This is a genomic window from Sphingomonas sp. STIS6.2, assembly GCF_000732685.2.
In the GTDB taxonomy this organism is placed as follows: Bacteria; Pseudomonadota; Alphaproteobacteria; order Sphingomonadales; family Sphingomonadaceae; genus Sphingomonas; species Sphingomonas aerolata.
Genome location: NZ_JPDP02000154.1, coordinates 1,682 through 23,955 on the forward strand (window position 1 = coordinate 1,682; position 22,274 = coordinate 23,955).

Genomic DNA, 22,274 nt, shown 5'->3' on the forward strand with positions numbered 1-22,274 from the left:
CTAGATCACCGCGACCCAGGCCCGCTCCTAGGCCCACTCGGCTTCCCCCCCGGACGACCCCGGCCACCAGGCTTGGCACCCTCGACCCGCGGCCCACTCCTGGGCGCGCCGAATTTCGACCCCGCGCCGGTCCGCGAACCACCCGTCTTCGGCCCCGCAGGCTTGCCCCCCGCCGTCTTCTCCTCGACCACACCGCGCCCGCGCCGTTCGCCGCGGCGTTCCTTGCGCACCGACTTGGCATGCGCCCTGGCGCGCGACTTGATCTCCTCGCGCGACGGCGCGGTCTTCTCGTCGAGCACCAGCGCGTTGCCGAGCGACTCCTCGAAGCCCAGCTGCTTCAGGCTTTCCGCAAAATGCGTCGGCAGTTCGGCGGTCACGTCGATCGACCCGCCATCGGGATGGTCCACCTTGATGCGGCGCGCATGCAGATGCATCTTGCGCGAGATCCCGCCGGTCAGGAACGCCGCCGCGCCGCCATATTTGCCGTCGCCGACGATCGGATGGCCGATCGCCGCCATGTGGACGCGCAGCTGGTGCGTGCGACCGGTAAAGGGCTGCAGCTCGACCCAGGCGGCGCGGTTGCCCGCGCGCTCGATCACGCGGTACCGGGTCCGCGCGGGCGCGCCCTCGGCCTCGTCGACATGCATCTTCTCGCCGCCGGTGCCGGGCTGCTTGCCGATCGGCAGCTCGATCATGCCGTCCTCGATCGACGGCACGTCGACCACCAGCGCCCAATAGACTTTCCGCGCAGTCCGCCCCGAAAACGCCTTGGCAAAGAACGCCGCCGCGCGGCTCGTCCGCGCCACCAGCAGCGCGCCCGACGTATCCTTGTCGAGCCGGTGGACCAGCTTCGGCCGGCCCTCATTGTCATACTGGAGCGCATCGAGCAGCCCGTCGACATGCTGCGTCGTCTTGGTGCCGCCCTGCGTCGCCAGACCCGGCGGCTTGTTCAGCACGAACGCCTGGAAATCCTTGTGGATGACCATCGCCTGCGCGGCTTCGGTCTCCTCGTCCGACAGGATCACCCGCTCGCGCACGCGCCGCGGCGCGTCGACGTCGGCGGTGGCCTTGTCCGCCTCGGGCGGTGGCACGCGCAGCATCTGGCCCGCGGCGATCCGGTCGCCGGGCGTCGCGCGCGCGCCGTCGACGCGCAGCTGGCCGGTCCGCGCCCACATCGCCACCGTCGTGAAGCTCGTCTCGGGCAGATGCCGCTTGAACCACCGGTCCAGCCGGATGCCGTCATCGTCGAACCCGACGTTGAACTCGCGGAAATTCGTATCGCTATCGTGTTTGCCCGCAGTCATGCGACGGCCCTTACTGCGGAGAGACCCGCGAACAACGCGGCGATCGAACCGATCACCGACACCAGAACATAGCCGAGCGCGAGGCCCGGCGCGCCACGCTCGATCATCGTGACGACGTCGAGCGAGAAGGAGGAAAAGGTCGTGAACCCGCCGAGCACGCCGACGCCGAGCAGCAGTCGCCAGCCCTCGGGCGCCGAATGGCGCGCGAGCACGCCGACGAGCACGCCCATCAGCAGCCCGCCGACAAGGTTCACCGCCAGCGTGCCGAACGGATAGCCGGCACCGAGCAGCGCGGTCATCGCGCGCCCGGTCAGATAGCGCGCGCCGGATCCGACCGCGCCACCGACCATGACATAGAGAAGGGGAGACATGCCCGCGCCCTAGCGCGAATCGCGGAAAACGGAAAGCCGCGCTTGACGGGCATGCGCGGCGCTCGCCCTTGGACACGGCGGCGTCGCTCAGTGCCCGGCGTTGGAGACCAGATCGACGTCGCTGACGCCCCCCATGCGCGGCGTGACATACACCCTATAGGCATCGCCGCCGCGCATACCGCCGAGCACGTGCCGGCGGCCATCGCTGCGGTGGTCGGCCGAATAGCCCGTGTCGGCGGTGCGCGTATAATAGAAGTCGAGCAGCCGCTGCGGCGTCGCCCGACTCGAAAAATGCACGACGCGCAGCCGGCAGCCGGCCTGGTCGGAACCCGCCGCCTCCGACAGCTGCGCATCGGGATAGAGCGGCAGGTCGGCGGCCAGGCGATTCGCCCAGAGCGCGGAATAGCCGATCGTCCGCGCGCACGCCGCCGCGTTCGGAAACGTCTGCCGCTCGGCCAGCGCGCCCAGCGTCAGCGCCGCGTCGGCCTGGCGGCAGGCGGGACAGTCACCGGCAGCAGCGGGCGCGCGTTTCAGCGTGCGCGGATCGACCGTATCGGCGCGGCGGCCTGCTTCCTCGGGTGGCATCGCCCCGCCCATCGGTTCGGGCGGCGGGCGGATCGCGTCGTCGTTCGACGATTGCGTCAGCGTCGGGTCGACCATGATCTGACCCGCGAGCGCGGCGTTCAGCGCCGGGTCGCCCGCATTGCCGTTGCTCAACGCCGCTTCGAGGCTCGTCGGGTCCTGCTGATCGACCGCGGGCTCGCCGCATGCGATCAGCGCGAGCGGCAGGGCAAGCGCCAGAGCGGGCAGGCGGATCATGCGGGCGGAACGGGTCATCACCCGCCATCAATGCCGGAGCGCGGATGAAGAAAGCGTTGTCGCGGTATGCGCGGCCGGCCGGCCCGCGATCTTGCCTGCGACCTGCCGAGACGCCATGTCCGGGTCATGCTCAACCTCGTCTCGATCCTCATCGGCCTCGTCACCCTCGCGCTGGGTCTCGTCGCCTTCTTCCCGCTGCTCGGCTGGATGAACTGGCTGGTCATCCCGATCGGCATCGTCGGTGCTGCGGTCGGGGCACTGTCGTCGAGCAATGCCGGGCGCAATCTCAACATCGTGCTGATCATCATCTTCACGCTGCGGCTGATGCTCGGCGGCGGCATCATCTGATCGCAGGAGTCTTGGGGTCAGCGGCAGCGGATCCGGCCGCGATCGACCGACCGGCCGGGCAGCGCGCCGCCGCGCGTATCGACCAGCGTGCCGATCAGCCGTGACTCACCGCGCGCGACAATGTTGCCGAGCACGCCGCCGGCCAGCCCGCCGGTGATCAGCCCGGTCGTCCCGTCCTCGCGGCGGCAATAATAGCGACCATCGGCGCCGCGATACAGCCGATCCGCCCGACTCAGCCGGCGCACCGCATAATAGCGGGCATCGCGAAAATACCGGTCCGCGGAATAGCCGCGCTGCCCCGGTTCGGGGCGATCATGATCATAGGCGCGGTATCGCTGCCAGTCGCCGGCGTCGCGTCGTGCGCCGCCGGCGATCGTCTGTGCACCGGCCGCGGCGGCACCAGCGACCCCCGCCTCGAGCCCCGCACCGAGCAGGACGAGGGCGACGGTCGCGGCGATCCGCATGCCGGCGCGTCGATCAGGCAAGCGTGTGGTCGAGCGTGATGTCAGCATTCAGCACCTTCGACACCGGGCAGTTCGCCTTGGCGTCCGCCGCGATCGTCGCGAACTCGTCGGCCGAGATGCCCTCGACCTTCGCGTTCAGCGTCAGCGCCGACTTGGTGATCTTGAACCCGTCGCCATCCTTGTCGAGCGTCACCTTCGCGCTCGTCTCGAGCGTGCCCGCCTCATAGCCCTTGGCCGCGAGCGCGAAGCTCAGCGCCATGGTGAAGCAGCTCGCATGCGCGGCGGCGATCAGTTCTTCGGGGTTGGTGCCGGGCTCGTTCTCGAACCGCGTGTTGAAGCCGTACGGCGAGTCGGACAAAACGCCCGACTGCGTCGAGACATGGCCCTTGCCGCTCTTGCCAAGGCCTTCATAGCTGGCCGAACCGCTGCGTGTCGTCATCATCGGATCCTTCGAAACATGAAAAAGGGCGCCGCGGTTTCCCGCGACGCCCCCCTTCAACGCATCAGTCCGCAATGCGGTGCGTGGTTTAGCGGCAACGACGATTATTGTTGCTCGTGCCCTTGTCGATCGCGCGACCGGCCAGGCCACCCAGGACCGCGCCGCCGAGCGTGCCGACCGTGCGGTCCCCGCGCGTGTCGACCGTGCGGCCGAGGAGCGCGCCGCCGACGCCGCCGATGATCGTGCCGGTCGTGCCGTTGCTCTTCTTGCAATAGGTCCGGCCGTCGCGACCGCGCCATTCGCGCTTGCCGCGCTGCGCATCCGCAGCCGAGATCGGCACCGTGAGCGTCGGCAGGACGAGGGCGGTCGCGCTGAGTGCCATGATCAACTTACGCATAAAATCTACTCCCGTTTGTAATGATCTGTGTCCGTAACGGCCGGCGTTTACCCCCGGTTGCATGAACCCAAAACAACGTCGCGTTCATCTTCGCTCCGGGCATCCTGGGTCGTGCAGGCACAGCAATCTGTCCCCGTTATCCACAGCAAGTTATCCACAGGCTGTGCACAAAAGGATAAGAACCGGCAAAATTGCGCCCCGCAAACGGGCTGTCCGGGCACTTTTCCCCGTTATCCACAAAAAATTATCCCCGCCTGTGGATAAGTTCGTCATCAATCGGGAAATCGCGCAAAATCCGGTCGCGGGTGCGGCCTCGCTTGTGTCGCGCGCCACAGCGGCTAGGCCGGGGGGATGCTGCCCGTCACGATCCTGTCGCCCGACGTCCTTCCCGCCGCCGCGCGCTGGCTCGATCTCGCCGGGCTCGCGGTGTTCGCCGCCTCGGGCGCGCTCGCTGCGGCCAAGCGCGGGCAGACCGTCGTCACCGCGATCTTCTTCGGGCTGATCACCGGGGTCGGTGGGGGCACGGTGCGCGACCTGCTGATCGACGCGCCGGTCTTCTGGGTGCACGACGCGCGCGCCGCCAGCATGTGCCTGATCGTCGCGCTGGTGATCTGGATCACGCCCGAACGCTGGTGGCGCGACGAGGCGCTGGGCTGGTTCGATGCGATCGGGCTCGCCGCCTATGCGGTGTTCGGCGCGGCCAAGGCGCTCGGTTACGGCGTGCCGCCCGTCCCCGCCGTGCTGATGGGGGTGATGAGCGCCTGTTTCGGCGGGATCATCCGCGACGTGCTCGCGGGCGAACCCTCGATCCTGATGCGTCCCGAACTCTATGTCACCGCGGCGGCGCTCGCCGCGGCGAGCTATGTCGGGCTGGTGCTGCTGGGCGTGCCGATCGGCTGGTCCGCGGTCGTCGCGGCGAGCGCGGGGTTCAGCCTGCGCGCCGCCGCGATCCGCTTCCACCTCGCGCTGCCCGCCTATCGCGCACGCCGCTAGTCCGCAGTCAGCCGCGCACGACGCCGACCTCGGCAAAGCGGCGCGGCTCGACCGGTGGCACCGCCGCATCGTTCAGCGCGCATTGCCAGTGGCCGACATCGATCCACTGGCCGTTCTTGTACCCGACCGCGCGGTAGACCCCGGCGCGGCGGAACCCGACAGATTCGTGCAGCCGGATCGATCCGTCATTGGGCAGCGCGATCACCCCGATCGCCTGGGTGAAGCCTTGCGCGCGCAGCGTGTCGATCAGCGCCTCATATAACAGCCGCCCCGCGCCCTGGCGCTGCGCCGCATCCGCGACATAGACCGTGGTCTCGACGACGAAGCGATAGGCGGCGCGCTCGCGGAACCGTCCGGCATAGCCGAACGCGATCACCCCGCCCGCATCCCCCACCGTCGCGACCAGCCAGGGATAGAGCCCGTCCGATGCCGCCATCCGCGTCCGCATCTGCCGTGCGTCGGGCGCGTCGGTCTCGAACGAGACCGTCCCCACCAGCACGTGCGGCGCATAGATCGCGGCGATCGCGGCGGCGTCTTCGGGTCGCGCCGCCCGGATCGTGATGGCCCCGGCCGTCCCGATCGCGGGCGACGCGCCCGGCATTACAGGCCGATCCGCGCGAGCAGCAGGTCGAGCAGCCGCGCGTCGCCGCCGTCGCCGGCACTCGGGCCGATGCCGCCGCATTCGAGACAGCGTGCCTGGATCGAGCCCGATGTCGCCAGCCGCTTCATGTCGCCGACCGCACGCGCGACCATCTGGCGGCGGTCGAGCGCGATCCGGCCGAACGCGTCGCTGCCGGTCGTGGTGTCGTCGTCGCCCGTGTCGAAACCGGCGGCGAGCTGGGCAAGGACGCCCGGCGGCTTTTCGAGATATTCGGCATGGATCTTGGCCGGATCGAGCTTGGCGCGGCGGGCGGCCTCGGCGATCGCGTCCTTCAGCGTGCCGAACCGGTCGACCAGCCCGATCTGGCGCGCGGTGCCGCCATCCCAGACGCGGCCCTGGCCGATCGCGTCGACCCGCGCCGGGCTCAGCTTGCGCGACGCGGCGACGCGCGCGATGAACTGGCGATAGCCATTCTCGATCCCCGCCTGGATCAGCGTGTCGAACATCGGGGTCGTGCCGGCGGTGATGTCGGGCTGCCCCGACAGCGGCGTCGTCTTCACGCCGTCGGTGGTGACGCCGATCTTGGCGAGTGCGGTCTCGAACGTCGGGATGATCCCGAAGATGCCGATCGACCCGGTGATCGTGCCGGGTTCGGCGAAGATCACGTCGGCGGGCGTCGACACCCAGTATCCGCCCGACGCGGCGAGCCCGCCCATCGACACGACCACCGGCAGGCCCTTCTTCTTGGCCTCGAGGATCGCGAGCCGGATCCGTTCGGACGCGAGCACCGATCCGCCCGGCGAATCGACGCGCACGACCAGCGCCTTGAGGTTCTTCTTGGCGAGCCCGTCGAGCATCGCCTTCTCGATCGTCTTGCCCGCCGCGGTGCCGGGGCCGCCTTCGCCGTCGACGATGTCGCCCGCCACGGTCAGCACGCCGATCGCGTCGCCGCCGGTCGGCAGGGGATTGGCCTTGACCCAGGAATCATAGGTGATGGTGTTGAAACTGCCCGCAGGCTTGCTCGTGTCGGCGCCGGCGATCGCGGCGACGCGCTTGCCGAACGCGGTCCGGTCGCCGAGCTTGTCGACGATCCCTGCGCGCAGGTTCGCGGTCGCGATGTCGCCATTGGCGGCGAGCACCAGTGCGTCGGGACGCGCGAGGAACTGCGCGATCTGCGCCTTGGGGCGGGCCTTGGCGACCGCTTCGCGCCACTGGTCGAACAGCGTGCCGTACAGCGCCTGGCTCGCCGCGCGCGCATCGTCGCTCTGGTCGGTGCGCGTATAGGGCTCGACGAACGACTTGTAGCGGCCGACGCGGTAGACATGCGTCGTGATGCCCAGCTTGTCGATCAGCCCCTTATAGTAAAGCTGGTTGCCGCCCGGCCCCATGAACAGCGTGCCGCCCAGCGGATTGACCCAGACCTCGCTCGCATTGGCCGCCAGCCGGTAGCTGCCGTCGGTATAGGCCGTCGCATAGGCGAGCACGGGCTTCTTGGCGGCGCGGACGCGCGCGATCGCGTCGCCGATCTCGCCCAGCGCGGCGGGATAGGCCCCGGTAAAGCCGTCGAGATCGAGCACCAGCGCCTTCACCCGGCCATCGGTCCGCGCGGTATCGATCGCGCGCACCACGTCGCGCAGGCGGAACTGCTTCGGCGTATTCTGTCCCGACAGCGCGGCAAAGGCGGCGGGTTCGGCGGGCTGCTCGACGATCGAGCCGTTCAGGTCGAGCACCAGCGCGCCGTCCTTGATCGCCTTGGTCCCCGGCCGCGCGTTGAGCGCCGCGAAAACGAGACCGAAAAACAGCAGCATCGCGATCAGGACGAGTGCATCCTTGATCCCGACCAACAGCTTCCATGCGCCGCGTACCAGCTTCACCTGCGTCTCCTCATACCGGCACGGCCGGTTGGTGCGATGCCGGCAACGCCGGTTCACATCGACGATAGCCGCGTGTGTCATGCGGGAGCAATACGCTTATCTTTCGCACGGCGGTCGCCCTCCGGCATCGCTCCGCGCGCGCCGGCACCGCTCCGCCGCCACGGCCCCGCGCGCACCGCCACCCCAGCCCGTCATCCTGACGAAAGTTAGGATCCAAAGCCAAGCAGGACAGCGCCCCGCAACCCTGGATCCTGACCTCCGTCAGGATGACGGACGGAAAGGGCAGGGCCGCCAACCCCGCCCGCCGCAACGCTCTCCACGCAAACCGCCGCCCCGATCACACCGCACCCCCACCCCAATTCCGTCATCCTGACGAAAGTCAGGATCCAGAGCCAAGCAGGACAGCGCCGCGCAACCCCGGATCCTGACTCTCGTCAGGATGACGGACGGGAAGGGCAGGGACACCAACCCCGTTCAACCCCACCGCCCTTCCGCACAAACCGCCGCCCCATCACGCCGCACCGCCACCCCAATCCCGTCATCCTGACGAAAGTCAGGATTCAGAGCCAAGTAGGACAGCGCCCCGCAACCCTGGATCCTGACTTTCGTCAGGATGACGGGGGCGGGGCGGAGGCGGGGACCGCCGACCCCGATCTTCCCCAAAAAGACCAATCCATTGGCCAGCCAGCCCCGCCAGCCCGCCCGCGCCCCGCCGCGCGCCCTCGCGCACCACCCGCACAGATCCCAGGTGTCCCACGCCGCAAATCCCGCTAGGGGCGGCCGGGTGATCGAACCCGTTCCCATCGCCACCGGCCCGGCGCCCGTCGATGCCCGCGCCGAGTTTCGCGCGCTGCTGCGGCTTGCCACGCCGCTGGTCGGGGCGAACCTGATCCAGATGGCGGTGTCCGCGGTCGACGTGATCTTCGTCGCGCGGCTCGGCACGGTCGATCTTGCCGCCGCGACGCTCGGCGTGTTCGTCTTCAACCTGCTGATGTTCGCGCTGATCGGGCTGACCAGCGCAGCGGCGCCGCTGATCGCCGCCGAACTCGGCCGCCGCGCGCATGCGGTGCGCGAGGTCCGGCGCAGCGTGCGGATGGCGCTGTGGCTCGGGATCCTCGGTTCGCTCCCCGTCATCCTGATTCTCACGCAGGGCGAAACGCTGATGCGGCTCGCCGGCCAGGACCCGGAGGTCGCGCGCCGCGCCGGCCGGTTCATGACGATCATCGCCTTTGCGCTGCTGCCCGGCGTGCTCGCGGGCGTCATGCGCACCGCGGCGGCGGCGCTCGGCCGGCCGGGCTGGGCGTTTCTCGTCACCGGCCTGTCGCTGCTCGTCGGGATCGCGGGCAACTGGCTGCTGGTGTTCGGCAATCTCGGCTTCCCCGCGCTCGGGCTGGAGGGCTCGGCGCTCGCCAGCGTCGCCAGCCTCGGCGTGATGATGATCGCCTATGGCGTGATCCTGACGACCGACCGGCGGCTGCGGCGCTTCCACCTGTTCGGCCGCTGGTGGCGGACCGAATGGTCGCGCTTCCACGAGATCGTCCGGCTCGGCACGCCGATCATGCTGACCTGGATCTTCGAGGGCGCGCTGTTCGGCGGCGCGGCGCTGCTGATGGGGCTGATCGGCGTCGCGGAGGTCGCGGCGCATGCGATCGCGCTCAACATCGCCGCGGTCGCGTTCCAGGTCCCGTTCGGCGTCGCGCAGGCCGCGACGATCCGCGTCGGCATGGCGTACGGCGCGCAGGACCGGGTCTGGATCACCCGCGCGGGCAATGTCGCGCTGGTCGTCGGGATCGGCTTCATGGCGGCCAGCGCGCTGCTGATCTGGGCGGTGCCGCGGTTGATGATCGGCGTCTATGTCGATCCCGACCTGCCGCAGAACGCGGTCGTCGTCGCGCTCGCGCTGCGGTTCCTCGGCGTGGCCGCGGTGTTCCAGCTCGTCGACGGCGCGCAGGCGGTCGCGGCGGGCGTGCTGCGCGGGTTGCAGGATACCCGGACGCCGATGCTGATCGCGCTGTTCGGCTATTGGGTGATCGGCTTCGGGACCGCGATCCTGCTCGGCTTCCGCACGTCGCTTGCGGGCGAGGGGGTGTGGTGGGGGCTGTTCGCAGGCCTCGCGGTCGTGTCCGTGCTGCTGCTGTGGCGCTGGTCGCGGCGTGATCGGCTGGGGCTCGTCCTGACCCGCGGAATGTAACGATTGACGCGATTTTCGATCGGGCGCCCGTTGACGATGCCGGGGACGCGGCACATATGACGGCTGTTGGCACTCGATATCGTCGAGTGCCAGAAATCTGTCACAAACCTAAAGGACATGGATCCCATGAACTTTCGTCCGTTGCACGACCGCGTGCTGGTGAAGCGCCTCGAAGCCGAAGAGAAGACGGCTGGCGGCATCATCATCCCCGACACCGCCAAGGAAAAGCCGCAGGAAGGCGAAGTCGTCGCCATCGGCACCGGGACCCGCGCCGAGAACGGCACGATCACCCCGCTCGACGTCAAGGCTGGCGACAAGATCCTGTTCGGCAAGTGGTCGGGCACCGAGGTCAAGGTCGACGGCGAAGATCTGCTGATCATGAAGGAATCGGACATTCTGGGCATCGTCGGCTGACGCCGACGTGGCCTGGACCGCCCCTTGAGGCTGGTCCGGACCGCGCTCAAAAATACCGTTTTCGTCTCAACATTCACAACATTCGTTTGAAAGGGTAGCTGACATGGCTTCCAAGGACGTAAAATTCGGTCGTGACGCGCGCGAGCGCATCCTCCGCGGCGTCGACATCCTCGCCGACGCGGTCAAGGTGACCCTGGGGCCCAAGGGCCGCAACGTCGTCATCGACAAGAGCTTCGGCGCACCGCGCATCACCAAGGACGGCGTCACCGTCGCCAAGGAGATCGAGCTCAAGGACAAGTTCGAGAACATGGGTGCGCAGATGCTGCGCGAAGTGGCCTCGAAGACCAACGACATCGCCGGTGACGGCACGACCACCGCGACGGTCCTGGCGCAGGCCATCGTCCGCGAGGGCATGAAGTCGGTCGCAGCGGGCATGAACCCGATGGATCTGAAGCGCGGCATCGATCTCGCCGTCGTCAAGGTCGTCGAGGACGTCAAGGCGCGTTCGAAGCCGGTTTCGGGTTCGAAGGAAGTGGCGCAGGTCGGCATCATCTCGGCCAATGGCGACCGTGAAGTCGGCGAGAAGATCGCCGAAGCCATGGAGAAGGTCGGCAAGGAAGGCGTGATCACCGTCGAGGAAGCCAAGGGTCTCGAATTCGAGCTCGACGTCGTCGAAGGCATGCAGTTCGACCGCGGCTATCTCTCGCCCTACTTCATCACCAACCCCGAGAAGATGACCGTCGAGCTTCAGGATCCCTACATCCTGATCCACGAGAAGAAGCTGTCGAACCTGCAGGCGATGCTCCCGATCCTGGAAGCCGTCGTCCAGTCGGGTCGTCCGCTCCTGATCATCGCCGAGGACATCGAGGGTGAGGCACTCGCCACGCTCGTCGTCAACAAGCTGCGCGGCGGCCTGAAGGTCGCAGCGGTCAAGGCACCGGGCTTCGGTGATCGTCGCAAGGCGATGCTCGAGGACATCGCGATCCTGACCAAGGGCGAGATGATCTCGGAAGACCTCGGCATCAAGCTCGAGACCGTCACGCTCGGCATGCTCGGCACCGCCAAGCGCGTCACGATCGACAAGGACAACACCGTCATCGTCGACGGTGCCGGCGATCACGAGACGATCAAGGGCCGTACCGAAGCGATCCGTCGCCAGATCGAGAACACCACCAGCGACTATGACAAGGAGAAGCTCCAGGAGCGTCTTGCCAAGCTCGCCGGCGGCGTTGCCGTGATCAAGGTCGGCGGTTCGTCGGAAGTCGAAGTCAAGGAGCGCAAGGACCGCGTCGACGACGCGCTGCACGCAACCCGCGCAGCCGTCGAAGAGGGCATCGTCCCCGGTGGTGGTACGGCGCTGCTGTACGCGACCAAGGTGCTCGACGGCCTGACCGGTGCGAACGAGGACCAGACGCGCGGTATCGACATCGTCCGCAAGTCGCTGACCGCTCTGGTTCGCCAGATCGCGCAGAATGCGGGTCATGACGGTGCGGTGGTTTCGGGCAAGCTGCTCGACGGCAACGACTCGAACATCGGCTTCAACGCCGCGACCGACACCTACGAGAACCTCGTGGAAGCCGGCGTGATCGATCCGACCAAGGTCGTCCGCACCGCGCTGCAGAACGCGGCATCGGTCGCAGGCCTGCTGATCACGACCGAAGCGGCCGTGAGCGAAATGGCCGAAGACAAGCCCGCCATGCCCATGGGCGGCGGCGGCGGCATGGGCGGCATGGGCGGCATGGACTTCTGATCTTGGACCGGGGCAGGGCAACCTGCCCCGGACACAGGATCAGAACGGCCGGCGGGCTGGACGGCGAAAGCCTCCAGTCCCGTCCGACGAAAAGGGCCTGCTCAGCCGGTCCTCCGTTCCGACCAAGACGACCCAAAGCAAAAGGGCCGGGGAGCGATCCCCGGCCCTTTGTCCGTTCTCACTATTGCCGAAAAAGCCTCAGCGGGTCTTCATCGCCGCGATCAGCTTCTTCACTTCCTGGCTGCGACCCCGCGGCATGATCAGCACGTCGTTGCCGCTCGCCACCACGATCAGGTCCTCGACCCCGACCAGCGCGACCTTGACGCCGTCGCTGCGCACCAGACAGTTCTTGGTGTCGATCGCCAGCACGCTGCCGTCGCCATCGCCCCGATGCGCATTGCCGTCCGCGTCGCGCGCGCTGATCGCATGCAGCGCGTCCCAGCTGCCGACGTCGTTCCAGCCCATCGCCACCGGCACCACCGCAACGCGGTCGGCCTTTTCCATCACCGCATAGTCGATCGAATCATCGGGCGATGCGGCAAAGGCCTCGGCATCGGGATAGACCCGCGTGCCTTCGCGGCGGGCGAGCTTCATCGCATCCGTCGTCGCGACCAGGATGCCGGGATCATGCTGCGCAAGGGCAGCGAGATAGGCATCGGCGCGGAACAGGAAGATGCCGCCATTCCACGCATGGTCACCCGAAGCCAGCATCGCCTCCGCCTTGTCGAGCGGCGGCTTCTCGACGAAGCGCGCGACGCGGTGGACCCCCGCGGCCAGCTCCTCGCCGACCTGGATCCAGCCATAGCCGGTTTCAGGCGCGTCGGGGGCGATGCCGAACGTCACCAGCCAGCCCTGCGCCACCATCGGCAGCGCCGCGGCGATCGCGGCGTGGAAGGCGGGCAGATCGGCGATGACGTGATCGGACGGCATCACGAGCAGCGCGTCGCCGCTGCCGGCACCGGTCTCGCCCGCGGCGATCGCCGCCAGTGCGATCGCGGGCGCGGTGTTGCGGCCCATCGGCTCAAGGATCAGCGCCTGTGCCTCGGCGCCGGCGTCCTGCAGTTGCGCTTCGACCAGATCGGCGTGCGCGGCGTTGGCGACGACGATCGGCGCGGCGAAGCGTTCGCCCTGCGCGCGGCCTGCCGTCAGCTGCAACATGGTCTGCTCCGCGGTCAGCGCGAGCATCTGCTTGGGCATTTCGGGACGCGACATCGGCCACAGCCGGGTGCCGGAACCGCCGGACAGAATCACGGGTATAATCGTTCGAACTGTCATGCGACCTCCACTCGGGAGACCGTATAACGACCAATCCGGGACTTCCAATCGCAAACCACCCCGCCAGCGCGCGGTCTTCAGCCTTTGTTTGCGAATTGGTGCAAAGAGACAGCTAGGTGTCGGGTGCGTTTACAGTCACCCTGTCGGGATCCCGCCGAACGATGATCAGGCTCTTCAAACACTACGTCCCCTATGCGGTGCTGCTGCTCGGCATCGTCGACGCCGTGCTGCTGGTCGTGGCGGGGGAAATCGGGTGGGTGGTCCGCGCGCATCAGATCGGCATGGCGGTCGAGCCGATCCACACGCGCGTGCTCCAGCTCGCGACCTTCGCCGCGGCGTTGCAGATCGCGCTGGTCGCGGTCGGCGCCTATGGCGTCGCCTCCTTCCTCTCGCTGCGGTTCGCCGCCGCGCGGCTCGCGGTCGCCTTCTCGCTCGGCGTGATCTTCCAGTCGCTGATCTTCTTCCTGGTCCCCGCGCTCACCTTCTGGCGGTCGAACCTGCTCTATGCGACGCTGATCGCCGCAGTCCTGCTGGTGACGGTCCGCGCAGTGCTCGGCCGCGCTCTGGGCGGCGACACGTTCAAGCGACGGGTCGTCGTGCTCGGCGCGGGCCATCGTGCCGCACGCATCCTCGCGCTCTCGCAGCAGCCCGGGATCAACTTCGTCGCAGCGGGCTTCGTCGCGATGGGCGAGGCGGAGGCGGTGGTCGACGGCGCAGTTCCGCGCGCCGACATTCCGAACCTGGCGGCGCATATCGTCGACCTGAACGCAGGCGAGGTCGTCCTCGCGCTCGAAGAACGGCGCAACGCGCTGCCGCTCAAGGATCTGCTCCGTGTCCGCACGACCGGCGTCCAGGTCATCGAGATTTCGACCTTTCTCGAACGCGAGACCGGGCGGATCGATCTTAACAGCGTGAACCCGTCTTGGCTGATCTTTTCCGACGGTTTCGCCAGTGGCCGGATGCTGTCGAGCGTGTTCAAGCGCGCGTTCGACATCGTCGCCAGCCTGATCCTGCTCGCGGCCACGCTGCCGGTCATCCTGGTCACCGCGCTTGCGATCAAGCTCGAGTCGCGCGGCCCCGCCTTCTATCGTCAGCGGCGCGTCGGCCTGTATAATCAGGGGTTCGACATCCTGAAGCTCCGCTCGATGCGGCAGGATGCCGAGATTGCGGGCAAGGCGGTCTGGGCGGCGGAGGACGATCCCCGGATCACGCGGATCGGCCGCTTCATCCGCAAGGTCCGCATCGACGAACTGCCGCAGACCTGGACCGTGCTCCGCGGCGAGATGAGCTTTGTCGGTCCGCGCCCCGAACGGCCGCAATTCGTCGACGAACTCGAAACTCAGCTGCCTTATTATGCCGAGCGTCACATGGTGAAGCCGGGGATCACGGGGTGGGCGCAGATCAATTATCCTTACGGCGCATCGATCGAGGATGCGCGGCACAAGCTCGAATATGATCTGTATTACGCCAAGAATTATTCGCCCTTTCTCGACATGCTGATCCTTTTGCAGACGCTCCGGGTCGTCCTGTGGCCGACCGGCGCGCGCTGAGCGTGGCATGATCGCGCTGCTGATCCTGTGGACGCACGCGCTGGCCGCGCTGTTGTTCGGCGCGCTCGTGTTCAGGCAGGCGCAGCGGCCGGCCGGCAGCTGGTCGAACGCGGCCTTTGTCGGCCCGCTCGTCCTGACGACGCTCTGGGCGCTGGCCGTGTCGGGCATCGACTTTCGCGATGTCAGCACCCGGATCGCCGAGAGTGCGCGTACCATCGCCTGGCTCGGCTTCATGTTCGCGCTGGTACGCCGGGAACGCACCGGCAATCGTGCGCTGGGTGCTGTCTATGGCACCGTCGTGGCAATCGCGGTGATCAGCGCGTTGCTCGCAGTCGTCGAACTGGTGCCGATGGATGCCGATGCGCAGGCACAGACCGAGTCGGCGCGGCTGGTTTTCGGGATGATGGTGGCGATCAGCGCGCTGGTGCTGGTCCATCATCTGCATCAGGCGGCACGGGCCTCGCCTGACGCGGCGTGGCACGGCGGACGGCTGGTCGTGGTCGCGGTCACGATCATGTGGAGCGTCGATCTGCTGCTGGCTGTCAGCGCCTATGTCGCGCCGCGCTGGACGCCCGTGATCGTTGCCGCACGCGGTGTCGCGATGATCGGCATGGCGCTGCTCCTGCTGGTCGCGGTCACCCGTCGCGGTGACTGGACGTTCGCGGTGTCGCGGCGCGTCGCCACTCGGTCGCTCGGCGCGATCGCGGTGATCAGCTATGTCGGGATCACCGCCGTCGCGACCAGCGTCGCCGACGCCTATGGCGGCGATCATGCGCGGCTGATCCAGACCGCGATCATCTGCGGTGCGACCGCCGCGCTGTTCGGGCTGCTGGCGACGTCGTGGCTGCGCGCATGGGCGAAGGTGAAGATCGCCAAGCACCTCTTTCGCCATCGCTATGATTATCGCGCAGAGTGGCAGCGTTTCACCGAGACGCTGGGCGCACCGGGCGACGGCGCCGCGCCGCTCGACGGGCGCATCGTGAAGGCGGTGGCGGACCTGACCGACAGCCCGGGCGGTCTCTTGCTCGTCCCCGACGGCCTCGGCATGAGCAGCGCCGCCGCCTGGAACTGGGAGATGGCAACGGCGCCGGCACCGATGTCGGATCGGGCGCTGGCCGAACGTCTTCGTCTCAGCCCGCGGATCATCGAACTCGACCCCGTACGACGCGGCACGGCGCCGGCGGACGAAATCGCGAGCGTGCCGCACTGGCTCAGCGCGTGCCCCGCGGCCTGGGCGATCGTCCCTTTGGTGCATGGCGGTGCACTGGTCGGCGCGATCATCCTCGCCCGTCCGCCGGTCGATCGCGCGCTGGACTGGGAGGATTTCGACCTGTTGCGGGTCGCGGGCCGGCAGGCGGCGAGCTACCTTGCCGAGGACCGCGCGCATGCCGCGCTCGCGGACGCGCAGCGGTTCGACGAGTTCAACCGCCGCTTCGCGTTCATCCTGCACGACATCAAGAATCTCGTCAGCCAGTTGACGCTGGTTGCGCGCAACGCAGAGCGTCACGCCGACAATCCGGCGTTCCGCGTCGACATGGTCGCCACACTCCAGGACTCCGCCGATCGCATGAATGCGCTGCTCGCCCGGCTTTCACAAACGCACGCGGCCCCCAGCGAGCCGTTCCAGCCGGTCGATGTCGCAGCGCTGGTCAACCGCGTCGTCGGCGCGCGTCGCGCACAGCATCCGATCGCGGCACAGGCAACCGGACAGGTGCTCGCCCGGGCGCAGGCGGCACGGCTCGAACAGGTGCTCGGCCACCTGATCCAGAACGCGATCGAAGCGAGCGACCGCGACGCTTCGATCGTCGTCGCGGTCACGGCAAACGGCGCGACCATCGCGATCGACGTGATCGACCAGGGGTCCGGGATGAGCCCTGCTTTCGTCCGCCATCAGCTGTTCCGGCCGTTCGCCTCGTCCAAGCCGCTGGGGTTCGGGATCGGCGCGTTCGAAGCACTGCAACTGGTCGAGGCGATGGGCGGATCGCTCGATGTCTTCAGCCGGGAAGGTGAGGGGACGCGGTTCCGCATATCGTTGCCGGCGGCCGATGCGATGGAGGCGGCGGCATGAGCGCATCGGCATCCCCTGTGGAGGCGCGCCCGGTGCTTCTGATCGTCGAGGACGATCTCGGGCTGCAGCGACAGCTGCGCTGGGCGTATGAGGGCTATGATATCGTCGTCGCCAGCGACCGCGCCACCGCGATCGAAGCGGTTCGTGCGCACGAACCCGCCGTCGTCACGCTCGATCTCGGCCTGCCGCCCGATCCCGACGGCGTCACCGAAGGCTTTGCGACGCTGCGCGAAATCCTCGCGCTGAAACCCGATACCAAGGTGATTATCGCGTCCGGGCACGGTGCACGCGAAAGCGCGCTGACCGCGATCGCGGAGGGGGCGTGGGATTTCTATGCCAAACCGATCGATATCGACGTGCTCGGGATGATCGTCGCACGTGCGTTCCACGTCCATGGCCTCGAGGCGGAAAACCGGCGGCTTGCGGCGCGGGTAGCAGCGAGCGGGACGGGATTTGGCGGCGTGATCGCTGCCTCGCCCGAAATGGCGCTGGTGACGCGGACGCTCGAACGGGTCGCGCCCGCCAATGTGGCGGTGATGCTGCTGGGCGCGAGCGGAACGGGCAAGGAAGTGCTCGCGCGCGGTATCCATGATGCGTCGCCGCGCGCGCGGGGCAGGTTCGTCCCGATCAACTGCGCAGCGATTCCCGAGACGTTGCTCGAAAGCGAGCTGTTCGGTCATGAAAAGGGGGCGTTCACCGGCGCGATCAAGACCACCGAGGGCAAGATCGAACAGGCGGCGGGTGGCACGCTGTTCCTCGACGAGATCGGCGACGTGCCGCTGACGCTGCAGGTCAAACTGTTGCGGTTCCTGCAGGAACGGGTGATCGAGCGGGTCGGCGGCCGCAAGGCGATCCCGGTCGACACGCGGATCGTCTGCGCGACGCATCAGGATGTCGACGCGATGGTCGCGACGGGACGTTTTCGTGAGGATCTCTATTATCGGCTGGCGGAAATCGTCGTGCGGATCCCTTCGCTGGCCGAGCGCAGCGGCGACGCGGGGCTGCTCGCGCGGCATTTTCTGGCGAAGTACGCCAGGACGATGAATGCCGGCGTGACCGGCCTCGCCCCCGATGCGCGCGCGGCGATCGATGGCTGGAGCTGGCCGGGCAATGTCCGCGAGCTCGAAAACCGGATCAAGCGCGCGGTGATCATGGCCGACGGCAAGCTGATTACCGCTGCCGATCTCGACCTCGGCGGTACCGCCGACACGGCCGACGGGCTGAACCTGCGGGCGGCGAGGGAGGTGGCGGATCGCAAGGCCATCCGTCGCGCGTTGAGCCGTGCCGGGGGCAATATCTCGAGCGCCTCCAGGCTGCTCGGGATCAGCCGGCCGACGCTGTACGATCTGCTGAAAAGCTACGATCTCCATGCGTGACCCGCGATATCCGCTGTTGCGCCGCGGACGCGCGCGCCGGCGCCGGCGTGTGTTCACGCGGAGCCATGCCCGTCTGCTGGCGATCGGGCTGCTCGTGCTGGCCGTCGCGGGGACGGCGACGCTGCTGACGCTGCGGCGCGATCCCCCCGATGCGCGACGCTTGCTCCGCGACGCGCGGATCACGTTGCAGTCGGGCAATTACAGCGCGGCCCGGTCCAATGCGCAGGCGGCGATCGCGGCGGCGCCGTCGAACGGGCCTGCGCATGTCGACCTTGCACGCGCCCTGCTCGAACTGGGAGACGGGCTCGCAGCCGAGGCCGAACTGACCCGCGCGCGCGATACCGGCATTGCGATCGCCACGCTCTACCCGTTCCAGGCGCAGGCGCGGCTGCTCCAGAATGATCCGGTCGGTGCGATCGAGGCGGCCGACCGCGCCGCACCGCGCCAGGCCGCCTATGCCCGCCGCATCCGCGCCGCGGCGCTGGCGCTGCTTGGTAACGGCGCTGCGGCCCGCGCCGATCTTGGCCGGCTGGTGGCAGAGCAGCCGCGCGACGGGCGCAGCTGGACCGCGCTGGGCCGCGTGGCGCTGGCTATGGGCGATGTCGGTACCGCCGCGGATGCTGCGACGCGTGCGGTCGCGCTGTTGCCGGATGAGCCCGCGGCGCTGACGTTGCAGGGCGAGATTGTCCGACGGCGCTACGGCCTAGTCGCAGCACTCCCCTGGTTCGAACGCGCGCTTGCACGCGATGCCTATTATCATCCGGCGCTGATCGAATATGCCGCCACGCTCGGCGATGCCGGGCGATATCGCGCCATGCTGGCGGCGACGCGACGCGCGCAGCGGGCTCGACCCGGCAGCCCGCAGGCGCTGTATCTCCAGGCGGTGCTCGCGGCGCGCGCGGGCCGGACCGATCTCGCGCGCGGGTTGCTCCAGAAGACCGGCGGGGCGATCGACAGCCTGCCCGGCGCGATCCTGCTCAGCGGTGCGCTCGACTATACCGAGGGGCGGTTCGAACAGGCCGGCGCGATGTGGCGTGGCCTCGCGCGGCAACAGCCGCTCAATGTCAGCATGCGCCGGCTGTTGGGGGCCGCACTGCTGCGGTCGGGTGATCCGCGCGGCGCGCAGGAGGTGCTGAGGCCGATCGTCACCCGTGATGACGCCGACAGCTATGCGCTCGTGCTTTTCGCGCGTGCGGCGGCCGCGACCGCAACGACGGACCGGGAGCACGATGCTGTGGCGCAGGATCTCGATCGCGCCAACCGGGGTGCCACCGGGATGGCGACGGCCTTCGCGATCGACGATCAGGTCGGCACGCTCGACGCCGCGATCCTGCAGGCCCCGGGGGATCCGGGCGCGCTGCTGGCGGCGATCCGTGGCCGGATTCAGGCGCGCGCGCCGGGTGATGCGCTTGCCCGCGCGCGCAGCCTTGCGCGGGCAAGCCCCGGCGCGCCCGCCGCCCAGTCGACGCTGGGCGACACCTTCGCGGTGGCGGGACGTTACGCGGACGCTGCACCGCTCTATGCGCGCGCCGCGGATCTCAGCTTCGACGAACCGACGATGCTGCGCCTGGTCGATGCTCTGAGCCGGGTCTCGCGACAGCGCCAGGCATCGACCGCGCTGGCCCTGTATCTTTCGCAAAATCCGCAGAGCCTGACCGGCCAGCGCATCCTTGGCCATTGGCACGTGATGGCGGGCAACTGGACCGCGGCGATCGAGACGCTCGAAGCGGTGCGCAGGCGGATCGGCAATCGTGACGCGGGGCTGCTGACAGATCTCGCGCGCGCCTATGCCGGGGCGGCGCCGCGTGACGGCGCAGATACGGCAGCGCTTCGCTATGCGCGCGCCGCCCATGCGCTTGCGCCGATGAATGCAGCGGCGACCGACGCCTATGGCATCGCGCTGGCGGGCGTGGGCAAGCTGGACGGTGCGCGGCAGGTGCTGACCAAGGCGGTGGCGCTGGCCCCCGGGGATCGCGCCATCGCCAGCCATCTCGCCCAGCTCCGTTAGACCTTGTCGCACGGCGGCGGTGTCGTCATGACCGCGCGATGACCGACCCGCTCGACAGGATCGCCGCCGCCCTCGAACGCCTCTCGCCGCCGCCGCCGCCAGTAGCGGACTGTCTGGCGTTTCCCGCCTATGTGTGGCGCAACCGGGCGCTTGTCCCGATCCGCGGTTTCGCCCCGCTGCCGCTCGATCTGCTTATAGGTATCGATCGGCAGAAGCACCTGCTGCTGGACATGGTCCGGCGGGTCGCCCACGGCCACGCGGCGCATGACGTGCTGCTATGGGGCGCGCGCGGTACCGGTAAATCGGCGCTGGTGAAAAGCGTCGTCGCCGCGGTCCAGGCCGAACAGCGCGATGTCGCGCTGATCGAGATCGCCGACATGACCGCGCTGCCGGACCTGTTCGCGATGCTGGCACCTGTGGATCGCGCCTTCATCGTCTTCGTCGACGATCTCGGCATCGATACTCCGTCCGAGGCGCGTGTGCTGAGATCCGTGCTCGAAGGCGGTGCAGAGCCACGTCCCGCCAATGTGCGTCTGGCCGTGACGGCGAACCGCCGGCATCTGGCGCCACGCGATATGGCCGAACAGGAAAGCGCCATCAATCCACGCGATTCGATCGACGACCAACTGGCGCTGGCGGATCGGTTCGGACTCAGTCTGGGGTTTCATGCCGTCGATCAGGACGGCTATCTGGCGATCGTCGCGGGCTATGCGGCGCTACACGATCTGCCATTTCGGCCCGACGAGGCCCTGACATGGGCAACGCAGCGGGGAAGTCGTTCCGGGCGTGTTGGCTGGCAGTATATCGTTGATCTAGCGGGGCGGTCCCGGCGCGCGATCAGCAAATAACGTAAAAAGGGCCGGCGCCGAAGCGCCGACCCACAGAACAGCTTAGTTGCTGTCCGAATCGTTGTCGTTGTCGTCCTTGACGATGGCGACAACGCCAATCGCAACGACGCCAGCTGCGATCAGGCCGGCGATCACGCCAGCGCCTGCAGCCTTGTTCTTGCCGGTCGTTGCCGAACCGACGCGTGCCTTCGAAACCGACAGGCTCGACGCAGGGTTGGCAGGCGCAGCAACGGCTGCAACCGACGTGGACATCATAGCGATAGCGAGCGCGCTACCGGTCAGGTTCTTCAGCTTCATAAGACTCTCCAAAACGTACAATGGCGGGATGCTGCAACGCAGTAACATGTGTCAAGTTCCAAATGGTTCGGAACGGTTTAGCCGCCGCTATTCGCCAACCTGCTCAGCCAGTTCGAGCCAGCGGAGTTCCGCAGCCTCCTTTTCGGCGCGCGCCGCCTCGATCGCGGCGGTCAGCCTGGCGAAGGTCGCATTGTCGCGCATGTACAGGTTCGGCGCAGCAAGCTTTGCGGCATCGCTCGCGATCTGGGCGTCAAGCGCCTCGATCCGCTTGGGGAGCAATTCATAATCGCGCTGATCCTTGTAGGTCAGTTTCGCGCGCGGCGCGGGGGCCGGCGGCGCGGTCGCGGCAACCTTCTTCGAGGCCCGCTTGCCACTGGTCTGGGTCGCACGGCGCTTTTCCCAGTCCTCATATCCGCCGGCGACGACATCGACGGTCCCGGACCCGTCGAGCCCGAGCGTGATCGTCACGGTCCGGTCGAGAAAGTCGCGATCATGGCTGACGATCAGGACGGTGCCGTCATAATCGCCGATCACCTCCTGCAACAGGTCGAGCGTTTCGAGGTCGAGATCGTTGGTCGGCTCGTCGAGCACGAGCAGGTTCGACGGCTTGGCGAATTCGCGCGCGAGCAGCAGCCGCGATCGCTCGCCACCCGATAGCGACCCGATCTTGGCGTCCACCATGTTCGGGTCGAACAGGAATTCCTTGAGATACCCGTGGATGTGCTTGCGCACACCAAGCACGTCGATCCATTCGCCGCCATCGACGACGACCTCGCGGACCGTCTTTTCAGGCGCCATCAGGCTGCGCTGCTGGTCGATCACGACCGCGTCGAGCGTCTGGGCGAGCTTGATCGAGCCGCTGTCGGGCTGGATCTCGCCGGTCAGCA

21 protein-coding genes are annotated in these 22,274 nt (G+C 68.1%); 10 read left to right on the plus strand and 11 right to left on the minus strand.

Annotation, left to right across the window (positions count from 1 at the left end):
* Positions 1-5 precede the first annotated feature (5 nt).
* The 3 genes from sphst_RS14715 to sphst_RS14725 form a co-directional block, all read right to left on the minus strand.
* Positions 6-1,304 carry an RluA family pseudouridine synthase gene (locus sphst_RS14715; protein ID WP_107045756.1) on the minus strand — a complete coding sequence of 433 codons (1,299 nt, stop codon included), beginning with the start codon at positions 1,302-1,304 and terminating at the stop codon, positions 6-8.
* A complete protein-coding gene (gene crcB / locus sphst_RS14720; RefSeq protein WP_031441014.1) occupies positions 1,301-1,675 on the minus strand; it encodes a fluoride efflux transporter CrcB in 375 nt (124 codons plus the stop codon). The genes sphst_RS14715 and crcB overlap by 4 nt, the downstream gene beginning before the upstream one ends.
* Before the next feature lie 87 nt (positions 1,676-1,762).
* Positions 1,763-2,512 carry a hypothetical protein gene (locus sphst_RS14725; RefSeq protein WP_107045757.1) on the minus strand — a complete coding sequence of 250 codons (750 nt, stop codon included), beginning with the start codon at positions 2,510-2,512 and terminating at the stop codon, positions 1,763-1,765.
* A gap of 48 nt (positions 2,513-2,560) precedes the next feature.
* On the opposite strand from sphst_RS14725, the gene sphst_RS14730 reads away from it, so the two are divergent.
* Positions 2,561-2,842 (plus strand): hypothetical protein, encoded by a 282-nt coding sequence (locus sphst_RS14730; protein ID WP_325049494.1) that lies wholly within the window; start codon positions 2,561-2,563, stop codon positions 2,840-2,842.
* A gap of 17 nt (positions 2,843-2,859) precedes the next feature.
* Here the strand turns inward: sphst_RS14730 and sphst_RS14735 are convergent, their stop codons facing one another.
* The 3 genes from sphst_RS14735 to sphst_RS14745 form a co-directional block, all read right to left on the minus strand.
* Positions 2,860-3,306, minus strand: coding sequence for a hypothetical protein (locus sphst_RS14735; protein ID WP_107045758.1), 447 nt, complete (start codon positions 3,304-3,306; stop codon positions 2,860-2,862).
* A 13-nt stretch (positions 3,307-3,319) separates the two neighbouring features.
* Entirely contained in the window at positions 3,320-3,745 is a 426-nt protein-coding gene (locus sphst_RS14740; protein ID WP_031395930.1) for an OsmC family protein, read from the minus strand.
* 88 nt (positions 3,746-3,833) lie between these two features.
* Complete coding sequence (locus tag sphst_RS14745; protein ID WP_031395929.1) at positions 3,834-4,142, minus strand: glycine zipper 2TM domain-containing protein; 309 nt, start codon at positions 4,140-4,142, stop codon at positions 3,834-3,836.
* Between the two features lie 351 nt (positions 4,143-4,493).
* Here sphst_RS14745 and sphst_RS14750 point away from each other — a divergent pair, with 351 nt between their 5' ends.
* The gene (locus sphst_RS14750; protein WP_107045759.1) at positions 4,494-5,135 is read left to right on the plus strand and encodes a trimeric intracellular cation channel family protein; all 642 of its coding nucleotides are present in this window, start codon (positions 4,494-4,496) and stop codon (positions 5,133-5,135) included.
* A gap of 7 nt (positions 5,136-5,142) precedes the next feature.
* Here sphst_RS14750 and sphst_RS14755 read toward each other — a convergent pair whose 3' ends face one another.
* Together sphst_RS14755 and sppA are read right to left on the minus strand one after the other, a co-directional pair.
* Positions 5,143-5,736, minus strand: coding sequence for a GNAT family N-acetyltransferase (locus sphst_RS14755; RefSeq protein ID WP_042466732.1), 594 nt, complete (start codon positions 5,734-5,736; stop codon positions 5,143-5,145).
* Positions 5,736-7,610: a signal peptide peptidase SppA gene (gene sppA, locus sphst_RS14760; RefSeq protein WP_056409227.1), complete on the minus strand. Its 1,875-nt coding sequence runs from the start codon at positions 7,608-7,610 to the stop codon at positions 5,736-5,738. The genes sphst_RS14755 and sppA overlap by 1 nt, the downstream gene beginning before the upstream one ends.
* Positions 7,611-8,394: 784 nt before the next feature.
* Between sppA and sphst_RS14765 the strand changes: the two genes are divergently transcribed.
* The 3 genes from sphst_RS14765 to groL all read left to right on the plus strand — a co-directional run bounded on the left by sphst_RS14765 (position 8,395) and on the right by groL (position 11,965).
* Positions 8,395-9,801 (plus strand): MATE family efflux transporter, encoded by a 1,407-nt coding sequence (locus tag sphst_RS14765; RefSeq protein WP_325049496.1) that lies wholly within the window; start codon positions 8,395-8,397, stop codon positions 9,799-9,801.
* A 126-nt stretch (positions 9,802-9,927) separates the two neighbouring features.
* Positions 9,928-10,215 carry a co-chaperone GroES gene (groES, locus tag sphst_RS14770; protein WP_031394281.1) on the plus strand — a complete coding sequence of 96 codons (288 nt, stop codon included), beginning with the start codon at positions 9,928-9,930 and terminating at the stop codon, positions 10,213-10,215.
* 103 nt (positions 10,216-10,318) lie between these two features.
* Positions 10,319-11,965: a chaperonin GroEL gene (gene groL / locus sphst_RS14775; RefSeq protein WP_031394280.1), complete on the plus strand. Its 1,647-nt coding sequence runs from the start codon at positions 10,319-10,321 to the stop codon at positions 11,963-11,965.
* A 198-nt stretch (positions 11,966-12,163) separates the two neighbouring features.
* Here the strand turns inward: groL and sphst_RS14780 are convergent, their stop codons facing one another.
* The gene (locus sphst_RS14780) at positions 12,164-13,240 is read right to left on the minus strand and encodes a mannose-1-phosphate guanylyltransferase/mannose-6-phosphate isomerase (RefSeq protein ID WP_081877566.1); all 1,077 of its coding nucleotides are present in this window, start codon (positions 13,238-13,240) and stop codon (positions 12,164-12,166) included.
* 161 nt (positions 13,241-13,401) lie between these two features.
* Here sphst_RS14780 and sphst_RS14785 point away from each other — a divergent pair, with 161 nt between their 5' ends.
* From sphst_RS14785 to sphst_RS14805, 5 genes are read left to right on the plus strand one after another with little or no spacing between them, the layout of a single operon-like run.
* Positions 13,402-14,790, plus strand: coding sequence for a TIGR03013 family XrtA/PEP-CTERM system glycosyltransferase (locus tag sphst_RS14785; RefSeq protein ID WP_107045761.1), 1,389 nt, complete (start codon positions 13,402-13,404; stop codon positions 14,788-14,790).
* Between the two features lie 7 nt (positions 14,791-14,797).
* A complete protein-coding gene (gene prsK / locus sphst_RS14790) occupies positions 14,798-16,858 on the plus strand; it encodes an XrtA/PEP-CTERM system histidine kinase PrsK (RefSeq protein WP_031394277.1) in 2,061 nt (686 codons plus the stop codon).
* On the plus strand, positions 16,855-18,234 hold the full coding sequence (gene prsR, locus sphst_RS14795) for a PEP-CTERM-box response regulator transcription factor (RefSeq protein WP_199849000.1): 1,380 nt from the start codon (positions 16,855-16,857) through the stop codon (positions 18,232-18,234). The genes prsK and prsR overlap by 4 nt, the downstream gene beginning before the upstream one ends.
* On the plus strand, positions 18,227-20,242 hold the full coding sequence (locus sphst_RS14800; RefSeq protein ID WP_107045763.1) for a tetratricopeptide repeat protein: 2,016 nt from the start codon (positions 18,227-18,229) through the stop codon (positions 20,240-20,242). The genes prsR and sphst_RS14800 overlap by 8 nt, the downstream gene beginning before the upstream one ends.
* 38 nt (positions 20,243-20,280) lie before the next feature.
* Positions 20,281-21,090: an ATP-binding protein gene (locus sphst_RS14805; protein WP_031393486.1), complete on the plus strand. Its 810-nt coding sequence runs from the start codon at positions 20,281-20,283 to the stop codon at positions 21,088-21,090.
* 42 nt (positions 21,091-21,132) lie between these two features.
* On the opposite strand, the gene sphst_RS14810 is transcribed toward sphst_RS14805, so the two are convergent.
* Positions 21,133-21,387 carry a hypothetical protein gene (locus tag sphst_RS14810; RefSeq protein WP_031393487.1) on the minus strand — a complete coding sequence of 85 codons (255 nt, stop codon included), beginning with the start codon at positions 21,385-21,387 and terminating at the stop codon, positions 21,133-21,135.
* Positions 21,388-21,474: 87 nt separating this feature from the next.
* The coding region (locus tag sphst_RS14815) for an ATP-binding cassette domain-containing protein (protein WP_159043661.1) at positions 21,475-22,274 on the minus strand (800 nt) is incomplete at its 5' end.

What these genes read in the sequence shown, in the direction of transcription:
- crcB (WP_031441014.1), bottom strand. Translation starts at nt 1,675, where the DNA reads ATGTCTCCCCTTCTCTATGTCATGGTCGGTGGCGCGGTCGGATCCGGC.
- sphst_RS14730 (WP_325049494.1), top strand. Translation starts at nt 2,561, where the DNA reads ATGCGCGGCCGGCCGGCCCGCGATCTTGCCTGCGACCTGCCGAGACGC.
- sphst_RS14810 (WP_031393487.1), bottom strand. Translation starts at nt 21,387, where the DNA reads ATGAAGCTGAAGAACCTGACCGGTAGCGCGCTCGCTATCGCTATGATG.
- sphst_RS14785 (WP_107045761.1), top strand. Translation starts at nt 13,402, where the DNA reads ATGATCAGGCTCTTCAAACACTACGTCCCCTATGCGGTGCTGCTGCTC.
- sphst_RS14780 (WP_081877566.1), bottom strand. Translation starts at nt 13,240, where the DNA reads ATGACAGTTCGAACGATTATACCCGTGATTCTGTCCGGCGGTTCCGGC.
- sphst_RS14755 (WP_042466732.1), bottom strand. Translation starts at nt 5,736, where the DNA reads ATGCCGGGCGCGTCGCCCGCGATCGGGACGGCCGGGGCCATCACGATC.
- sphst_RS14715 (WP_107045756.1), bottom strand. Translation starts at nt 1,304, where the DNA reads ATGACTGCGGGCAAACACGATAGCGATACGAATTTCCGCGAGTTCAAC.
- sphst_RS14725 (WP_107045757.1), bottom strand. Translation starts at nt 2,512, where the DNA reads ATGACCCGTTCCGCCCGCATGATCCGCCTGCCCGCTCTGGCGCTTGCC.
- sphst_RS14800 (WP_107045763.1), top strand. Translation starts at nt 18,227, where the DNA reads ATGCGTGACCCGCGATATCCGCTGTTGCGCCGCGGACGCGCGCGCCGG.
- prsK (WP_031394277.1), top strand. Translation starts at nt 14,798, where the DNA reads ATGATCGCGCTGCTGATCCTGTGGACGCACGCGCTGGCCGCGCTGTTG.
- sphst_RS14805 (WP_031393486.1), top strand. Translation starts at nt 20,281, where the DNA reads ATGACCGACCCGCTCGACAGGATCGCCGCCGCCCTCGAACGCCTCTCG.
- sphst_RS14740 (WP_031395930.1), bottom strand. Translation starts at nt 3,745, where the DNA reads ATGACGACACGCAGCGGTTCGGCCAGCTATGAAGGCCTTGGCAAGAGC.
- groL (WP_031394280.1), top strand. Translation starts at nt 10,319, where the DNA reads ATGGCTTCCAAGGACGTAAAATTCGGTCGTGACGCGCGCGAGCGCATC.
- prsR (WP_199849000.1), top strand. Translation starts at nt 16,855, where the DNA reads ATGAGCGCATCGGCATCCCCTGTGGAGGCGCGCCCGGTGCTTCTGATC.
- sphst_RS14735 (WP_107045758.1), bottom strand. Translation starts at nt 3,306, where the DNA reads ATGCGGATCGCCGCGACCGTCGCCCTCGTCCTGCTCGGTGCGGGGCTC.
- groES (WP_031394281.1), top strand. Translation starts at nt 9,928, where the DNA reads ATGAACTTTCGTCCGTTGCACGACCGCGTGCTGGTGAAGCGCCTCGAA.
- sphst_RS14750 (WP_107045759.1), top strand. Translation starts at nt 4,494, where the DNA reads ATGCTGCCCGTCACGATCCTGTCGCCCGACGTCCTTCCCGCCGCCGCG.
- sphst_RS14745 (WP_031395929.1), bottom strand. Translation starts at nt 4,142, where the DNA reads ATGCGTAAGTTGATCATGGCACTCAGCGCGACCGCCCTCGTCCTGCCG.